Below are 16,678 nucleotides of genomic sequence, written 5' to 3' on the forward strand. Positions count from 1 at the left end.
CTGCGTCTTTTTACTTTTAATATTTATATAACTTCATTTATGCGAGTTCAGCACTACAAGTACCACATTGATAAACGCTGTTAGCACCACTGCTACCTTTGTAACCTTTCGTTTACTTATTGCCCTTACTCGATAGCAAATCGGACTTTTTCCTCACATAGCCCCTACAGTAGTAACATTTTATGCTTACTTTTGCGTCCGAGGAGTGTTTACAATAGATTTATCAAAACTTGTAACACATTATAAATATTAATAATATTAGGAGAATAACATGAGCTTTATTTGGATGATTATTGTAGGTTTAGTCGCAGGTTTATTAGCACGTGCTATCAAACCAGGTAACGACCCTATGGGTTGGATTATGACTATCGTACTGGGTATCGTCGGTGCAATGCTAGGTGGTTTCCTAGCTGGTCTAATCGGTATCAACGCTGATGGTGGTTTCACTGGTCTTATATTCTCAGTAATTGGTGCAATTATCTTATTGTTCCTATATGAAATGATTGTAAACAAACGCCGTGCATAATTAGTTATAAGCCATGCATAGTTTAGTCATAAATGATTACTAGCTAATTAAAATACTATATAAACAAAGCCTTGCGTTAAGCAGGGCTTTTTTATGCCATTTATCATCGAAATTTAGTCTTTCTATATGCATATAGCATCATATGACTGCGAAAGTATTGATAAGCATTACTTTTGTCCCCATTTATCTTATAATATCAACCTTATTTTGTCCTTATCATTGAGGTGAGCGTTATGGCACTACTCCCTATATTAAGTTACCCAGATCCTCGCTTGCGTACTATCGCCAAGCCTGTCAAGGAAGTGACTGCTGAAATCAAAACCTTAATCGCAGACATGATCGAGACGATGTATGATGCTCAAGGCATCGGGCTTGCAGCCAGTCAAGTGGATCATCATATTCAGCTTATCGTCATGGATTTGTCTGAAGACAAAAGCTCTCCTAGAGTTTTTATCAATCCAAAAGTCACGCCACTGGTAGAAGAAAAGCAACCGTATGAAGAAGGCTGCTTATCTGTACCTGATGTCTATGACAAAGTCGAACGTCCTAATAAGGTCCGTATTGAAGCGTTAGACGGTAACGGTGAGGTCATCGACGAAGTCGTTGAAGGACTGCTGGCTGTTTGTATTCAGCATGAAATGGATCACCTAAATGGCGTAATCTTCGTTGACTACTTGTCTCGTCTTAAACAGACGCGTGCTCGTGATAAAGTCCGCAAAGTTCTTAAAATACGCGAAAAGCAAGAAGCTCAATCAGCAGAAAAACAGACACAAGCCGTCAATTCTTAAAGCGCTACTCTTTATTCTTATCTTTTTTATTTCGTCTTTATCCTTCACATAGTTACGTCTACAGTGAATGTTAATATTTAGCATTCACTGTTTGGCGATAACTTTTATAACCGATACAGTTTCCACAAAAGGTTTACTACTATGACAATGATCAAAATTGACCAATATTTTGAACCTGCCAGCTGGCAGAAATTTACCAAGGCTGCTGAAGGTCGCGAGACGCCTTTCTTAGTAGTTGACCTTAGTCGTATCGAAACCAAATACCATGAAATGGTAAGCCTGTTTCCTAACGCTAAACTGCATTATGCAATGAAAGCTAGCCCTGCGGTGGAAGTAATCGACCTATTGGCAAACCTTGGTTCAAACTTTGACTGTGCCTCTATTTATGAGCTTGATCGCGTGCTTGGTTGCGGCGTTGAGCCATCTCGTATCTCATATGGCAACACCATCAAAAAAGCTGAGCATGTTAAATATGCTTTTGAGAAAGGCATCGATCTATATGCAACTGATTCAGAAGCAGATCTAAAAAACATTGCCAAACACGCTCCAGGTTCTAAAATATTTGTGCGTATCTTAGTTCAAGGCTCAGAGACAGCAGAATGGCCATTGTCACGTAAGTTTGGTTGCCATCCTAATATGGCAATCGACCTACTGGTTCAAGCACGTGAGTTGGGCTTGGTTCCTTATGGTATCTCATTCCACGTTGGTAGCCAGCAAAAAGACGTCGCTGCATGGGATGATGCATTATCCAAAGTTAAATATATGTTTGACTGGATGAAGAACGAGGAAGGTATCAAGCTACAAATGATTAATTTGGGCGGCGGCTTCCCGACCAATTACATTAGCGAAGTCAACCCTATCAAAGTCTATGCGGAAGAGATTACCAGCTATCTGACTGACGATTATGATGATGACGAAATGCCAGAGATTATTTTAGAGCCGGGTCGTTCGTTGGTTGGTGGTTCAGGCGTATTGGTCAGTGACGTAGTACTGATCTCTCGTAAGTCGGATACTGATTTGACTCGTTGGGTATATACCGACGTTGGTCTATTCCAAGGCTTAATCGAGACGCTAGGTGAAGCTATCAAGTACCCTGTCTATACGCCTAAGATGGAGACGTCTACCAGCGAAGGCACAGTAGTACTGGCAGGCCCAACCTGTGACTCAACCGATATTATGTATGAAGAAGCAGGCTATCAGCTACCAGAAGAGCTTGAGATTGGTGATAAAATCTATTGGCTAACCACTGGTGCCTATACCAACTCTTACTCATCGGTAGAGTTCAATGGTTTCCCACCGCTAGAAGTGGTTTATATTGACTAGTACTTAATACTGCTCCACAAAAAAGCGCGACACGGTTAATACCCGTATCGCGCTTTTTTGTGCGTAACGACTTAGTAACTAGTCAATTCGCAAAGAAATAGGCACGCTATTATTGTTATTAATAGTTCGGCTACCGTTACTGGTACTACTTGAGTTTTGTGAAACTTGTCCAATCGTTACCCATTGTCCACGTGGCACGATAATCGTACTGTTCAATCTTTGACCCCGAATAGCATTGCTAGCACTGCCAGTGGAATTGTCAGTAGAACTCATTTGATTATAAGGTGAATTCGGCTGCACTAACTTTTCTTCCACTTGGGAAAGTTGTACTTCAATTTGCCCATTGGGCAGCAGTCTTGGTGTGACGGCAATCCCTTGTGTCGTTGGCAGTAATATTTGCTGCTGAATCACAATCTGTGGTCTTAGGTTATCGTTAGCTGAGCGATGATAAGTTGAATAGTTATTAGCATTATAGGTTTGAGTCAGTGAGTAGAGCGTACCTGTGCTGATACTCGCCGCACTGCCAGATAATGTTTGTACTTGATATAGATTACTACTCTGCTGCAGGCTGCTACGCTGACTAATAACCCCTGCACCTTGGATACCGCGATTGGTGATAAGGACCTGACCCTGCTGAATATTACCTTGCCCGCTACTACTATTGCCAACACGTACAGCGACCGTCAATGCCTGTGGCTGACGGTCAATTTGAGACAACAACTGCTGTACCACCTCATAATTGCGTGCCGTCGTTTGCAGTACCAATTTATCTTGATACGTAGTCACCGTACCACCGTCTGCGCTACTATTTAATTGCTGCCTTACTGCAGGTAGTAGGCTAGCCCCGCCATAAGTATGGATGACATAAGTTTGAGCAGTACTGGCTTGTACGGTTACTGGTAAAACCGCTAGACTCAGTGCAAAAGCTGATAGACTTGCAAGGTTGATGGCATAAACAGCACCAATCAGTCTATGACTAATATAGCGTTTGATACTATTCATACCTGCTCCCTTATTACTATTAAGTCATCAGTCATAACGCTATAGTCAATCATCAACCATTAACTATAAATAGTCGTTAGTCACTTAATCCAAGTACATCTTGCATATTGTACTGACCTACTTCCTGCTCAACGACCCAAGTTGCGGCACGTACGGCACCAGCGGCAAATGTCATGCGCGCGCGTGCACGATGGGTAATCTCGACCACTTCGCCATCTGCGATAAACATCACAGTATGGTCGCCTACGATTTCGCCACCACGTACCGCGTGGATACCGATTGTGCCAGATTCGCGCTCGCCAGTTTGTCCTTCGCGGCCATAGATAGCGACGTCTTTTAGGTTCTGTCCGCGCGCTTCTGCGACGGCTTCAGCCATCATATATGCGGTACCAGAAGGCGCATCGATTTTGTGCTTATGATGGGCTTCGATGATTTCTACATCAGCATCATTACCAAACGCTTTGGCAGCCATTCCGAGTAGCTTCAATGATAAATTAACGCCTGTCGAATAGTTGCCCGCATATACGATAGTGATTTTCTCACTTGCTTTTGCCAGTACTTGTTCTTGCTGTTCATTGAATCCTGTCGTCCCGATGACCATAGCGACGTTATGCTCAGCACAAACTTGCATGTTTTTTTCAGTAGCGTCAGGCAAGCTAAAATCAATCAGCACATCGATATCATTAATCACAGCGGCTAAGTCATCAACGATTTGTACATTTAAATGACCGATAGCAGCAACTTCGCCGGCATCGGCACCAACTAGGCTAGAGCCTTGACGCTCAATCGCTGCTTTTAATGCAGTTTGTGGATTGTTCTGTACTGCCTCGATAAGCATACGACCCATACGCCCGCCTGCACCGATTACCCCAACGTTGATAGATTTATTATTTACTTGTTCGCTCATGTTTTTACCTTAAATGTTTTATATTTGGTGAAATTATTTTTGACCATATTTATCGTAAGTTTAGCAAATATCGACACATGAATGGCTTTTTATACCATCAATAAAAAGCCCAAAGGTTTCATGTGAAACTTTTGGGCTTAGTTCAATACTAGCTACTTAGTTAAACTATTTCTTAATCGAACAAATCACCGATTTTTTTGAAGAATGACTTTTTATGTGGCGACTGTTGATGCTTGCTGTCATCATCCAACGTGTCTTGGAATTGGCGTAACAAGTCTTTTTGCTCACGAGTCAGATTTACTGGCGTTTCGATAACCACACGGCAAATCAAATCACCTTTCATGGTAGTACGCACTGGCGTTACGCCTTTGCCGCGTACACGCAGTAACTTACCGCTTTGCGTACCTTCTGCCACTTTGATTTTTACTTTGCCATCTAAGGTTGGGATTTCGACTTCTTTACCCAATGCTGCATCAGTGATACTTACTGGTACATCCATATATAGGTCAGCACCTTGACGGGTGAATACATTGTGCTGTTTGACGCGTACTTCGACATATAGATCGCCGTTTTGTACGCCAGCGCCGCCCGCTTCGCCCTCGCCTGCTAGACGAACGCGATCACCATCATCAACGCCTGCAGGGATAGAGACTTCTAAGGTGCGTGATTTGTCTTTTACGCCATTGCCATGACAGTCCGAACAAGGGTTTTTGATCTGTTTACCAGTACCGCCGCAATGAGGACAAGCCTGCTGTACTGCAAAGAAACCTTGCTGCATACGTACTTGACCTTGGCCATGACACGTCTGACAGGTAACAACATCAGAAGCATTTTTTGCCCCTTTACCATCACAGGTATCACAAGGCGCAGGAGCCGTGAAACTGATTTCTTTTTTGCAGCCACGTACGGCTTCTTCTAATGTCAGCTCAATCACATAACGCAAGTCAGAGCCGCGACGCGAACGCCCACCGCCGCCGCCACGCTGCTGACCGAAGATATCACCGAAGTTACCAAAGATATCGCCAAAGATATCTTGGAAGTTGCCGCCACCTGCGCCGCCGAAGCCGCCGCCACCCATCCCGTTTTCAAAGGCTGCATGGCCCATACGGTCGTAGGCCGAACGTTTCTCTTCGTCGCTCAATACTTCATAAGCCATTGAAGCTTCTTTGAATTTGTCTTCCGAATCAGGATCATCAGAGTTGCGATCTGGATGGTATTTCATGGCAAGCTTACGGTAGGCTCGCTTAATTTCTTTGCTGTCAGCGGTCTTACTGACACCTAATATTTCATAAAAATCGCGCTTACTCATGCTCTCTCCTATCGTCTTTACAGCCACACCGGTTCGTCAAATCATCAGCTCAATTGATAGTTGTCTTAATCTTATTCGTGATTCTTAGCTGATGGATATGTATAACGTTTCACATGAAACACAATAATTCACCATGCTATAGAACCATAATGCTTAGACTTAACCAACAAATACGGTGAAGGCTGCTTAGCCAAATCAATTATAAAAAGTTTGCGCTATTTATGGAGATGGTCTGCTGATTTATCAAGCTCTTAAATGATGAAATTAGAAGTTGGCATCGCTGCGGCAAAAGCCAAACGATTCATTAAGGTTACTGCAAAGCTTTTCGTACCTGAGCGGTGCCCAGTCGTGCTAATATTTACCGCCACATCTACGGTCATTTATACTCATAGTGATGACGATTGCGACAAGGTATTAAGTCTTATGAAAAAGCTGGTTATTCTATTAATCATCATTGCGGTAGCAGTGTATGCAGGCTCGCCTTACTACAGTGCTTATCAGCTCAAAAATGCTTATGATGATAAAGACGGTGCCACTATCGCAGCGGCTATTGATTATGAACAAGTGCGACCAAGCGTCCAAAATCAGCTAACCAGCCAATTTGCGACGACAATGACTAAGTACCCACTAATTTCTGAATTGGGCGGTGAGCCGTTGACCCAAGCCGCGAATGGTTTTATCGCGCAGGCAGTTGAAGGAGCCATCACCCCGCAGAATATCGAAAAAGTGATTAATACCCAAGGTCAAGCCAATACAGCAACCAAAGAGCTAGCTGCAGCATGGGCCATCGCTAGCGATCAAGTTGATTTGAAAAACCTAATTCAGAGCTTAATCATTCAGCGCGGTGATGTCGATGCCGTGGTCAAAAGCCAAATGCAGCAAGTCATGAAAAAACAAGCGGCAGAACTTGAGCAGCAAGTCGCCCAAGGCAATGACAGCGAAAAGCCAACGCTGAGCTACTGCGGTATTAACTGCTTTAGTATTAGTGGTCAGGTAAAAGGCTACCCTCTCACTATCGAGATGCAACGTGAAGGACTTATCAATTGGAAAATCGTTGATATCGTCTTACCATAAATTATTTAAGACAGCTTTTGAGATGCAAAAATATCTGAATAGAACCATAAAAAAACCGCCTTATGAACTGATTCATAGGGCGGTTTTTTTACTTTGTTTAGCAGTCTAATACCTTAAAGTTTTGAATTGCTAGAACACTCAACCATACTAATCAATTATTCAACACCCAAAAACTCTAGAAATTCTGGACTCTCAAAACTCGCCTGATATAGCACGCCATCTTCACGATAGATGGCAGGCGTCGCCATTACCGCGAGTCCAGCTGCTTTTTCACGATTGGGTGTTACATGGTCAACCGTACAACTTACTGATGCAGGTGTCATTTCACCCTGTAGCATCGCCTTGTCGAATGCCTGACGACGACTGTCTTCATCCGCTTGGCACCAGATACCACGCATCTGCTTTGGTGACGCCTCATATATCGGATAGCCGATGACATTGACCGTCACGCCTTTTGCATTGAGCGAGGGCACTTGCTGATGCAGTCGGCGGCAGTAAGGGCAATTCACATCATCCGCCACATAAATAACGGCTCTCTCAGTAATGGTTGCTGGATAAGTGATTAACTGGCTTTTGTCCAATGACGCAAACACAGACTGGTTTTTGCGTTTTTCAAAGTTCTCATCGAGACCGATAAATTGACCATTTTCGATGACTGATATTTCACCATCGGTAATATACTGCGCATCGTCCGATAGTAAAAACGGCACGCCTTCTAGCGTTGCACCCCAGATGACACCCGGTACTGCGGTATAAAAGAACGGTGTTTTCGCGCTCATGTTCTTAAGCGCAGCCATATTTGCTAGCATAGACGATTTGACTGAGGCACTGACAGGTTTACCTACTTGGCTACTGTTGCCCAGGCTATCACTACGCGTTGGCGTTTCGGTGATAACTTGCTTACTTGGGTTTTTCTGTAGCTCACCCTGAATGACGTAACGACCATCTTCGGTGATGTGCAGCGGCAATTGGCCGGCCAAATTCACTTTATACATATTAGGCAGTTTGGATGGCACAATAGAAGTAATCTGTGTTTTGATGCCTGTTTGGGTCAATATTTGGCGCAATCGCTTATCGACAGCTGCACTCACTGCTTGAGCTGCTTGTGAATTTGTAGTGCTTTGCGTTACGTTATTGCTATTAGCATCCGCTGAACTTGGCTGAGCGCAAGCAGTGGTTGCTAATAGTATGACGCTGATTAGACTAGTGGACTTTAATACAGATAATGTCACAGAGAGATTCCTATCTGGTTTTTAATAATGGCAGTTTTCAATATTAAGACCAATTCCAAAGCTACCACTAACTGAAAGATAGCAATCTATTTTCTGATTAGGTAGATTCTTGGAATTGGTTTAAGGGTTGTCTGCCATAAAAATATAGATAAAAAAGTATAGATAAAAAAGACTGTAGCATATGGGATAGTTTTGCAAAGCAATAAATGGCTAATGTCGCAAAACTGCTACTTATCTTTAAGAGATAGGCAACACAGGTAGGTAGTAGACATAAATACAATATAGCAGACCGCAAAAAGCAGCACACTGGGTAGCGGCTGCTAATGGGTTCAAAACGATAGTTTCAAGACAAATACTAAGGCCAAAGCTTAATAGTTTTAGTGCTTATTTCTTAAAACTTGGCAACTTCTTCTGGCGTTAAGAAACGACTGTCGCCTTTTTCTAGGCCTTCTAGATTGATATGACCGATACTGGCGCGGTGCAGCTCAGTTACTCGATTACCAAAGTAACCCATCATACGTTTGACCTGATGATATTTACCCTGCTCTAATGTTAGGCGAGCATGTTTTTCATCAATGAACTCAAGAACAGCAGGCTTGGTTGGCTCGTAATCACCTTCAAGCAAGATGCCTTCAGCCACTTTCTTCACGGCTTTTTCTTGTGCATCACTATCCATTGCATCTGCCAATGTCAGCTCGTACACCTTTGCATGCTCGTGCTTAGGACTGGTGACACGATGTAGCCAGCCGCCATCATCACTCATCAGCAATGCGCCAGTGGTATCGACATCGAGACGCCCAGCGATACGCAGGCTACCCAATTCTGGTACAGCAATCAGTTCAGTGACGATTGGATACTCTTTAACTTTTAGCGTGCACTCAAAGCCTTCAGGCTTATACAACAAGATATAGCGATTGCCCGCAGCGACCGACAATGGCTCGCCCGCCCACATCACATCATCATTGACCACATCGACATGTAGGCCAGGATCTTTAACCACTTGATCGTTTACGGTGATTTCGCCGGCGTGCATGATCTTTTTTGACTCTTTACGCGACAGCTCGGTGGCTTTACTAATGAATTTATCTAAACGCATACTATTTACTACCATCGGTTTTATTATACCAGCCCTAAATCAGAAACTAACGACGCCAGCACTCAGCCGTGAGCGGCTCGTTATCTTCGATGGTTAGAAATGGTACTATAATGAAAAATTAAATAAACACTGTGCCCAATACAAAAGCCAGTGAAAGTCAGACCAGTTTAACATATCCAACCTAAGCCTGATGAAATATGAGCTATCAAACGATAAAACGTGCCGTTACCACGCGCCTCGAAATTAAAAAATCTGAGTTTATCGCTTACGCCTATCCAGTGACCTCCCGTGAGCAAGCAATGTTTCACGTGGAACAACTGCGCGAGCAATATCCTGATGCACCGCATTTCTGCTGGGCATATATCATCGGTGATCCAGATAATACCACTAGTGCAGGGTTTGATGATGATGGCGAGCCTAGCGGTACAGCGGGTCGACCGATATTGAATGTACTGCAGCATAAGTCGATCGGCAACGTGATTATCATCGTGGTGCGTTACTTCGGTGGTATCAAATTGGGTGCTGGCGGTCTCACCCGTGCTTATGCGGGCTCTGCTCAAGCGGCCGTCGACGAGATGATACTAAACCCTTATGTACCGATGACCCAGATTCAGATACTGGCAGAGTTTGCCACCGAAGCCCAATGCCGCTATATGATAGAGAGCCTTGGCGGTCATATCGACGATGTCTCCTATAGCAAACAAGTGACCTTAACCGCCACACTTGCTGAAGCAGATGTCGAAAATTTAAAAGCGCGTTTAGCAATGGATGGTCGAGTATTAGATAAGCCAGAAGATTAAAAATGCTGCCTAGCTATTCTCGTCGCAAATTTTGGACAGTTCTGTGTTCAATATATTTATTCGTTAAATTGTTTCAGGAGCTGTTTTTCGGTAAATTATTTTTAGCACCTACTTCTCAGTAGCTGTTTCCAGTAGCTGTTTTCAATAACTGTTTTCAGTAATCATGCGTTCACTGAAAATTATTGGTTTTCACAGGTACTGGCGTTATGATAAAAAAACCTTTATCACACTACTCTATTTGTTTTTCCACGATCATTAAATAAGACCAAAATATGTCAACTTCAACCAAACCTTTTTCTCCAGCCCCTTTTAAGCCACCATTTTGGCTGACCAATCCACACTTGCAAAGCATCTTGCCTAAGTTTTTCGCGCCAAAGGCACCGACCTACCGCCGCGTGGTCGAAAAAGACTCATTGGACGAGAGTGATATTGCTTATGATTTCTATGATGCGCACCCTGTAGAAGCATCAAAAGATGGTGAGCTTGAGCAAACCCCATTGATTGTCCTCTTCCACGGTATGGAAGGCAGTAGTGATAGTCATTATGCACGCGCACTAGCGTACCAAATGCACGCGCAAGGTTGGCATTTTGTGGTGGCACATTTCCGCAGTTGCGGCGGTATTCCTGCCAGTGGTACAGTATTTTATAATGCCGGTGACACTGATGAGGTGCATCATGCGCTACAAAACTTGTGTGAGCAGTATGCCAATATCTATGCCGTTGGCGTCTCATTAGGTGGTAATGCACTGGCCAAATATATGGGCGAATATGAGGACAAAGTCCTTTGTAAAGGTGCTGTTGTTATCTCCGCGCCAGTCGATATGTCTTCAGCTGCCATTACTATGCACAGCTTTTTGAGTCATCGTATCTATACGCCTTATCTGCTTAACCCAATTATCAAAAAAGCATTGGCAAACGATCTTACTCAAGATGAAATCAACTCTATCAAAGCTGCCAATCGTATCAGTGATTTCGATGATATCTTTACTGCACCGCGTCACGGCTATCGCTCCAAAAACGACTATTATCATACTGCATCCGCCATGCCGTATTTGCGCAACGTCACTCACCCTCTGCTATTAATCAGTGCAAAAGACGATCCTTTTATTGGCTTTACCGCAACACCAAATGATGTCTCTGATAGTGTCACTATCTTAGATACTGAGCATGGTGGGCACATCGGTTATCTGAGGTACCGCTCAGACAACGGGCATTCCAAAAGCAAATCGTCTGTCACCAATGATAAAGAATCCAAGACTTCAAAATTCGATATTAACTGGATACCTGAAACTGTCAGCGCTTATTTTAATTGGATTGGTGTGGCTTCTACTAGCGAGTCTTCTCAGGATGTGGGCTCTGACAATAAATAATCACTGTCATCAATGACAAAATAATAACGCCAACGTTTATAACTTTTTGAGAGTGTTTTATGTACCCATTTATCCGTTATGCTAGCACCATCGCTCATGCTGCTCTAAAAGCAAAAAAGGGCGATACACTGACATTTAAAGATACTAGTGAGATTCAATTTCGCTGCCGCTTATCCGATATAGATAATTTTTTGGAGATGAATAACGGCCGCGTATTTACGCTTTATGATTTGGGTCGTATGGACTTTGCGGTACGGACTGGGCTTGGCAAGCAATTGTTAAAGCAACGCTGGGGTTTGGTCATCGCTGGCAGCACTATCCAATACCGTAAGCGTATTCGCGCCTTTCAAAAAGTCACACTCAAGACCAAAATCGTCGGTATCGACGCACGCTGGCTGTATATTGAGCAATCAATGTGGGTCAAAGGGCAGCCCTGCTCATCTGGTCTACTGCGTACCGGTGTGACCAAAGGTGGCAGAGTGATCGACATGGCACAAGTACTGGCTGCACTTGGCCAATCTGACTGGGATCTACCGCCAACAGGTTACGTGGCTGAGTGGATCAAAAGTGATGCTGATCGTCCGTGGCCGCCCGTCGATACAGCTGACTAACTTAACTTTGTAAGCTAGTAATCCATTACTTTTATCTTATTTAACAGATAGTACAAGCAAGCAACCTTATAGCTACTATTTCATAACAACTCATTATGTAAATACATATAATAAATGTTAGGGTAGTAGTGAGTACATACTCAGACAAAACAAATATAGTCTTATAAGGAGAATAATATGGCTAATACAACAGATTATGTCGGTACGTTATTTGATAATAGCGAATCAAACCCAAGCAAAATTACTTTAGCATTTACCATGGCAGGCGTGGCACTGAAAAAAGGCCATTCTGCTACTGTGATATTAATGGTGGATGCGGTGCATCTGGCAAAACCAAACGCGCTAGACAATGTAGATATCGGCGATCCGTTTGAGCCAGCTGGTGAGTTACTAGATGCCTTTATTGAAAAAGGTGGCCAAGTGTTGGTCTGCGGCGCTTGTATGAAACACAACGGTGTAGAAGAGTCAGACATCGACAAGCGCTTTGAAGTGATTAGCGGTGATGATGTGGTTGAGCTACTGATGAATGCGAAAGGGTCGTTGCAGTTGAATTAAGATGTTCGTAAATGGTTCATTTGTATAACCCTACTAGGTAGTAAAGAAACATCAGATATTCTGGTGTTTCTTTTTTCGTTTAGATTGGCAGGGTACTTATTAATAACATAACGTGAACCCTACCATTAATAATAACGATTTTACCCGTTCGACTCCACGGAGTATGATGAACACTGGTAGTTCACACCCCGTTTATCATGACTGCTCATTACCTGACTATTATATTTACAATGTATGCCCGCATCATAGGCTGGGCGTAGCTAACACTATGTAGGACAACCGAATACTATGGCCAACTTCCCCACTATCAGAATACGTACGCGCCGCAAATATTACCGCCTTATCTTTACAGGTCTGATGGCGATGATGATGTCACTGATTATCTCAACAGCCCTATTGGTAGTCAAACAAGGCTTTATCGACGGATTTTTTATGGAGTTGATACACTCTTGGGGACTAGCCTTTATGTTTGCGTGGCCAAGCGCATATATCTGTGCCTATCTAGTACAAGAGCACGTACTGAGTAGAATAGAGTTTTATTAAACAGTATCGATAGCTATCATAATTCTGAGTCATCGTCGTTATAAGATAGTTTAGATATAGGGTAAGCAAGTCAAGGTTCTATAGAGAATAGACTGAACTGGCCTAATGCCGTATTCCATATATATGCGATTGACTATCTAACGCTAGAGAATATTACCGATGTAAGCCAAGCTTTCTATAACAAAATCCCGTTAGCGCAAATGTATCCAACTCCTAGACGACCAGTCTATTTTTAAGTATAGTGTCTTTGTTAGTCGATAACCTCTAAGCATCATTATCATGGTATCGTTTCTACTAGAAGAAAAAATACATTGATGAATAATCTCAATGACATGATGTTTATAGTCGGTTATTCAGACTCTTAATACACTTATACATAAATTAAATCATAAATACATAAAGGAAATCATCATGCGTAGTGCTATTCATAACAGCTTTGGCAAACCTTCTGACGTATTGAGCGTTGGCGACAGCCCCATGCCGCAGCCAGCGGCCAACGAAGTCCGTATCAAAACCATTCTCTCCCCTATTCACAACCATGACTTGCTAACGGTAAGTGGTCAATATGGCTATAAGCCTGAGATGCCAGCCATCGGTGGTAGTGAAGCGCTAGGTATTATCGATGCCGTGGGCGATGATGTGACAGATCTAAGCGTTGGCCAACGTGTGGCTTGTGCCAGTGTGCACGAGACGTGGGCGGAGTATTTCGTCGCACCTGCCAGCATGGTATTTAACATGCCTGATACTATCGAAGACGAATTGGCTGCACAGCTGATTGCTATGCCGCTGTCTGCCCTAATGCTATTAGAGTTCCTAGAAGTAGATAGCGGTCAATGGATCATCCACAATGCGGCAAACGGCGCTGTCGGTAAAACCCTTGCCATGCTCGCAGCAGCACGCGGTGTGAACACGATTAACCTAGTCCGTAGCAAAGACGCGATAGAAGAGCTGACCTCACTCGGTATCAAAAACAATGTCGTCACTGCTGATGACGACTGGAAAGACCAAGTTCGCGCCATCATCGGCGATGACAAGATCACAGCAGCCGTTGATTCAGTCGGTGGTGAGTCGAGCAATGAGCTGCTATCGCTACTGGGTAGCAAAGGAACGCTGGTCTCATTCGGTATCATGTCAGGCAAGCCAATGGCACTGGACGCTGGTAGCTTGATCTTTAAGCAAGCGACTGTGAAAGGATTCTGGGGCAGCAAAACCAGCCAAGAAATGGATCTAGACAACAAACAACGTCTAATCGATGAGCTACTAGAGCGCGCTTCGAACGGCGACCTAAAGCTACCTATCGAAGCTATCTATAGTCTAGACGACATCACGACTGCCGTCTCTGGAAAAGTACAATCAAGTAAAAAAGGCAAAGTTCTTTTAAAACCTTAATTCCTATACTCGCCTCGTAATTTCGTAATAAGGGCAAAAACCAGCGGTATTAGCAAATATAAGAAAGCCCATGTGTATTAGTGATAAGGTACGGTGGGCTTTTTTAACCATTCTGCTGTAATAGTATCGCTAAGCCAATCAGCGCAAATAATAAGATTTAATAAGGATATAACCATGTCAAACGATACAACATTTAAAGCATTAGTCGTTGAAGAAACCAGCGATGGTGAATTCAAAAAAAGCATTCAAGAACGCAAAATCAGTGATCTACCAGAAAACGATTTGCTCATCGAAGTGCATTATTCATCGTTAAACTTCAAAGATGCGATGTCAGCCACTGGTAATAAACGAATCACCAAACAGTACCCACATACCCCTGGTATCGATGCAGCAGGCGTCGTCGTCAGTGACAAATCAGGCACGTTTGCTGTAGGGCAAGAAGTATTGGTATTCGGCTATGATCTCGGTATGGATACCGATGGCGGTCTCGGTCAAATGATCTCAATTCCAGCAGAGTGGGCGCTGGCTTGTCCAGAAACGCTGACACTAAAAGAAGCGATGACCTATGGTACAGGCGGCTTAACCGCAGCGCTAAGTGTGCAAAAACTAGAAAAAATGGGCGCAAAACCAAGTGATGGTCCAGTCGCTGTAACAGGCGCAACAGGTGGCGTCGGTACTATCAGTATCGCTATCTTAAAGCAGCTCGGCTATGAGGTGATTGCATTCTCTGGTAAGCCTGAACAAAGCGAGCACTTAAAGGCATTAGGCGCGAGCGAAGTACGTCATCGCGATACCATCAATGAAATTGGTAACAAGCCTGTCGGCCGTGAACTATGGGCAAACGCCATTGATACCATCGGCGGCGACTACTTACCCAACCTACTCAAGCAAACCAAATCTGGTGGTGCAGTGACCAGTTGTGGTCTAGCCAGTGGTGCTGATTTTTCGATGTCGGTGATACCTTTTATCACCCGCGCGGTGTCACTATTGGGTATCGACTCGGTCTACATTCCATTGGCTGATAAAGAAGCCATTTGGAAACGTGTCGCCACCGATATGAAACTGCCTAATCTTGAGAGCTATGGTGAAGAGATTACGCTAGAGCAAACGCCAGAATACCTAGATCGCTTTATGTCTAGCAAAGTGGTTGGGCGTTATGTGGTGAATGTGACAGGATAGTTTTTTAAGAGCTAGTCTTATAAATAAAAGGCAGCATCTCTTTTGAGGTGCTGCTTTTTTAAATTTTTCCCTTATAAATTTTTATGTGATTAAGGAATATCATGCTTCATATTGAGAATCCAAATATAAAACAGTTTTTTCCATTAGTTACTAAATCTATTTCTAAAGGTATGGATGCTTTATCTAATGGTGATAACAGCTACGATGCTTCACCCATCGAAATATATGCTCAAAAGATTTTTTCAAGAGTCTATGAAATTGATAACGCTTTAAAAAACATGTTGATCACAATGGAGTATTTACGCAAAAAAAACCATGAAGATTCAGAATATAATTTTTCTGAGCATCATGCTCATCATATTGAAAACCTTTTACTTAGATTGACTAGCGTAGTTGACCGATCATACCTGTTAGCTGGATCAACTATATTGATGGAAAGTAGTAAGATAGAGAATCAAAACGGTAAAAATAAAATCAAGAAAGCTTTACTAAAGTCCTATCCTATATCGTCTGCCATTTTAGAAGAAATGAACAGTGCCGTAGCCGATCTACGAGAACCTAGAAATAAAGTAGCTCATCAAGCTGGTTTTTCTAATCAGAATTTATGTGTTTTACAAACCATAGAGAATGCTAAAACAGAGTCTCTCTCAATAAAAGAGATTACTGATAAAATGTCATATGACAACATCAAAGAGATGGTAAGTGATGAGTCTATTGAGCAATATGAAAGCGTATTACTAGCAATAGATAAATTGGTAACAGATTTAATCAACAGTCTATCCCTTGTATATACTGGTTTAATACAGAGCAACTCTCCTATCGAAAATTAGCCTTGAAATAAAAAAAGCACCCAACCATGTTGAGTGCTTTTTTATTTATAACAAGTTGTATATCAATTCAAAAAATTTGAGTAGCGAGGAAAACGAGTGATAGCACTACATCAAGTAGGCTGAACGAGTTTGACGACGCTAATC

Annotated in this window: 17 protein-coding genes; 12 read left to right on the forward strand and 5 right to left on the reverse strand. The window is 42.9% G+C overall.

Annotation, left to right across the window (positions count from 1 at the left end; translation table 11 throughout):
• Positions 1-271 precede the first annotated feature (271 nt).
• From ACI2IW_RS07760 to ACI2IW_RS07770, 3 genes are all read left to right on the forward strand, one after another.
• Positions 272-526 carry a GlsB/YeaQ/YmgE family stress response membrane protein gene (locus ACI2IW_RS07760; RefSeq protein ID WP_057757652.1) on the forward strand — a complete coding sequence of 85 codons (255 nt, stop codon included), beginning with the start codon at positions 272-274 and terminating at the stop codon, positions 524-526.
• Between the two features lie 233 nt (positions 527-759).
• Positions 760-1,314 (forward strand): peptide deformylase, encoded by a 555-nt coding sequence (gene def, locus ACI2IW_RS07765; RefSeq protein ID WP_057757649.1) that lies wholly within the window; start codon positions 760-762, stop codon positions 1,312-1,314.
• A gap of 147 nt (positions 1,315-1,461) precedes the next feature.
• The gene (locus tag ACI2IW_RS07770; RefSeq protein ID WP_404693327.1) at positions 1,462-2,637 is read left to right on the forward strand and encodes a type III PLP-dependent enzyme; all 1,176 of its coding nucleotides are present in this window, start codon (positions 1,462-1,464) and stop codon (positions 2,635-2,637) included.
• A 78-nt stretch (positions 2,638-2,715) separates the two neighbouring features.
• Here ACI2IW_RS07770 and ACI2IW_RS07775 read toward each other — a convergent pair whose 3' ends face one another.
• From ACI2IW_RS07775 to dnaJ, 3 genes are all read right to left on the reverse strand, one after another.
• Positions 2,716-3,639, reverse strand: coding sequence for a hypothetical protein (locus ACI2IW_RS07775; RefSeq protein ID WP_404693257.1), 924 nt, complete (start codon positions 3,637-3,639; stop codon positions 2,716-2,718).
• 76 nt (positions 3,640-3,715) lie between these two features.
• The gene (gene dapB / locus ACI2IW_RS07780) at positions 3,716-4,546 is read right to left on the reverse strand and encodes a 4-hydroxy-tetrahydrodipicolinate reductase (protein WP_404693258.1); all 831 of its coding nucleotides are present in this window, start codon (positions 4,544-4,546) and stop codon (positions 3,716-3,718) included.
• Between the two features lie 172 nt (positions 4,547-4,718).
• Entirely contained in the window at positions 4,719-5,855 is a 1,137-nt protein-coding gene (gene dnaJ / locus ACI2IW_RS07785) for a molecular chaperone DnaJ (RefSeq protein WP_057757637.1), read from the reverse strand.
• Positions 5,856-6,110: 255 nt separating this feature from the next.
• Between dnaJ and ACI2IW_RS07790 the strand changes: the two genes are divergently transcribed.
• Positions 6,111-6,929, forward strand: coding sequence for a DUF2939 domain-containing protein (locus tag ACI2IW_RS07790; protein WP_404693259.1), 819 nt, complete (start codon positions 6,111-6,113; stop codon positions 6,927-6,929).
• 155 nt (positions 6,930-7,084) lie between these two features.
• Here the strand turns inward: ACI2IW_RS07790 and ACI2IW_RS07795 are convergent, their stop codons facing one another.
• Both ACI2IW_RS07795 and ACI2IW_RS07800 read right to left on the reverse strand, forming a co-directional pair.
• Entirely contained in the window at positions 7,085-8,161 is a 1,077-nt protein-coding gene (locus ACI2IW_RS07795) for a disulfide isomerase DsbC N-terminal domain-containing protein (RefSeq protein ID WP_404693260.1), read from the reverse strand.
• A 391-nt stretch (positions 8,162-8,552) separates the two neighbouring features.
• Complete coding sequence (locus ACI2IW_RS07800) at positions 8,553-9,257, reverse strand: pseudouridine synthase (RefSeq protein ID WP_057757631.1); 705 nt, start codon at positions 9,255-9,257, stop codon at positions 8,553-8,555.
• Between the two features lie 197 nt (positions 9,258-9,454).
• On the opposite strand from ACI2IW_RS07800, the gene ACI2IW_RS07805 reads away from it, so the two are divergent.
• The 8 genes from ACI2IW_RS07805 (at position 9,455) to ACI2IW_RS07840 (ending at position 16,534) form a co-directional block, all read left to right on the forward strand.
• On the forward strand, positions 9,455-10,057 hold the full coding sequence (locus ACI2IW_RS07805) for a YigZ family protein (RefSeq protein WP_404693261.1): 603 nt from the start codon (positions 9,455-9,457) through the stop codon (positions 10,055-10,057).
• A 272-nt stretch (positions 10,058-10,329) separates the two neighbouring features.
• The gene (locus ACI2IW_RS07810) at positions 10,330-11,427 is read left to right on the forward strand and encodes a YheT family hydrolase (RefSeq protein ID WP_404693262.1); all 1,098 of its coding nucleotides are present in this window, start codon (positions 10,330-10,332) and stop codon (positions 11,425-11,427) included.
• Between the two features lie 59 nt (positions 11,428-11,486).
• Complete coding sequence (locus ACI2IW_RS07815) at positions 11,487-12,038, forward strand: acyl-CoA thioesterase (protein ID WP_404693263.1); 552 nt, start codon at positions 11,487-11,489, stop codon at positions 12,036-12,038.
• A gap of 177 nt (positions 12,039-12,215) precedes the next feature.
• The gene (locus tag ACI2IW_RS07820) at positions 12,216-12,593 is read left to right on the forward strand and encodes a DsrE family protein (protein WP_101204698.1); all 378 of its coding nucleotides are present in this window, start codon (positions 12,216-12,218) and stop codon (positions 12,591-12,593) included.
• A 288-nt stretch (positions 12,594-12,881) separates the two neighbouring features.
• Positions 12,882-13,136 carry a DUF2798 domain-containing protein gene (locus ACI2IW_RS07825; RefSeq protein ID WP_404693264.1) on the forward strand — a complete coding sequence of 85 codons (255 nt, stop codon included), beginning with the start codon at positions 12,882-12,884 and terminating at the stop codon, positions 13,134-13,136.
• Positions 13,137-13,547: 411 nt separating this feature from the next.
• The gene (locus ACI2IW_RS07830) at positions 13,548-14,525 is read left to right on the forward strand and encodes a zinc-binding dehydrogenase (protein WP_404693265.1); all 978 of its coding nucleotides are present in this window, start codon (positions 13,548-13,550) and stop codon (positions 14,523-14,525) included.
• 174 nt (positions 14,526-14,699) lie between these two features.
• A complete protein-coding gene (locus ACI2IW_RS07835; protein WP_404693266.1) occupies positions 14,700-15,704 on the forward strand; it encodes a YhdH/YhfP family quinone oxidoreductase in 1,005 nt (334 codons plus the stop codon).
• 101 nt (positions 15,705-15,805) lie between these two features.
• Positions 15,806-16,534 carry a hypothetical protein gene (locus tag ACI2IW_RS07840; RefSeq protein WP_404693267.1) on the forward strand — a complete coding sequence of 243 codons (729 nt, stop codon included), beginning with the start codon at positions 15,806-15,808 and terminating at the stop codon, positions 16,532-16,534.
• Positions 16,535-16,678: the final 144 nt, after the last annotated feature.

It is taken from the genome of Psychrobacter sp. NPDC078501, from assembly GCF_044900935.1.
Taxonomy (GTDB): Bacteria; Pseudomonadota; Gammaproteobacteria; order Pseudomonadales; family Moraxellaceae; genus Psychrobacter.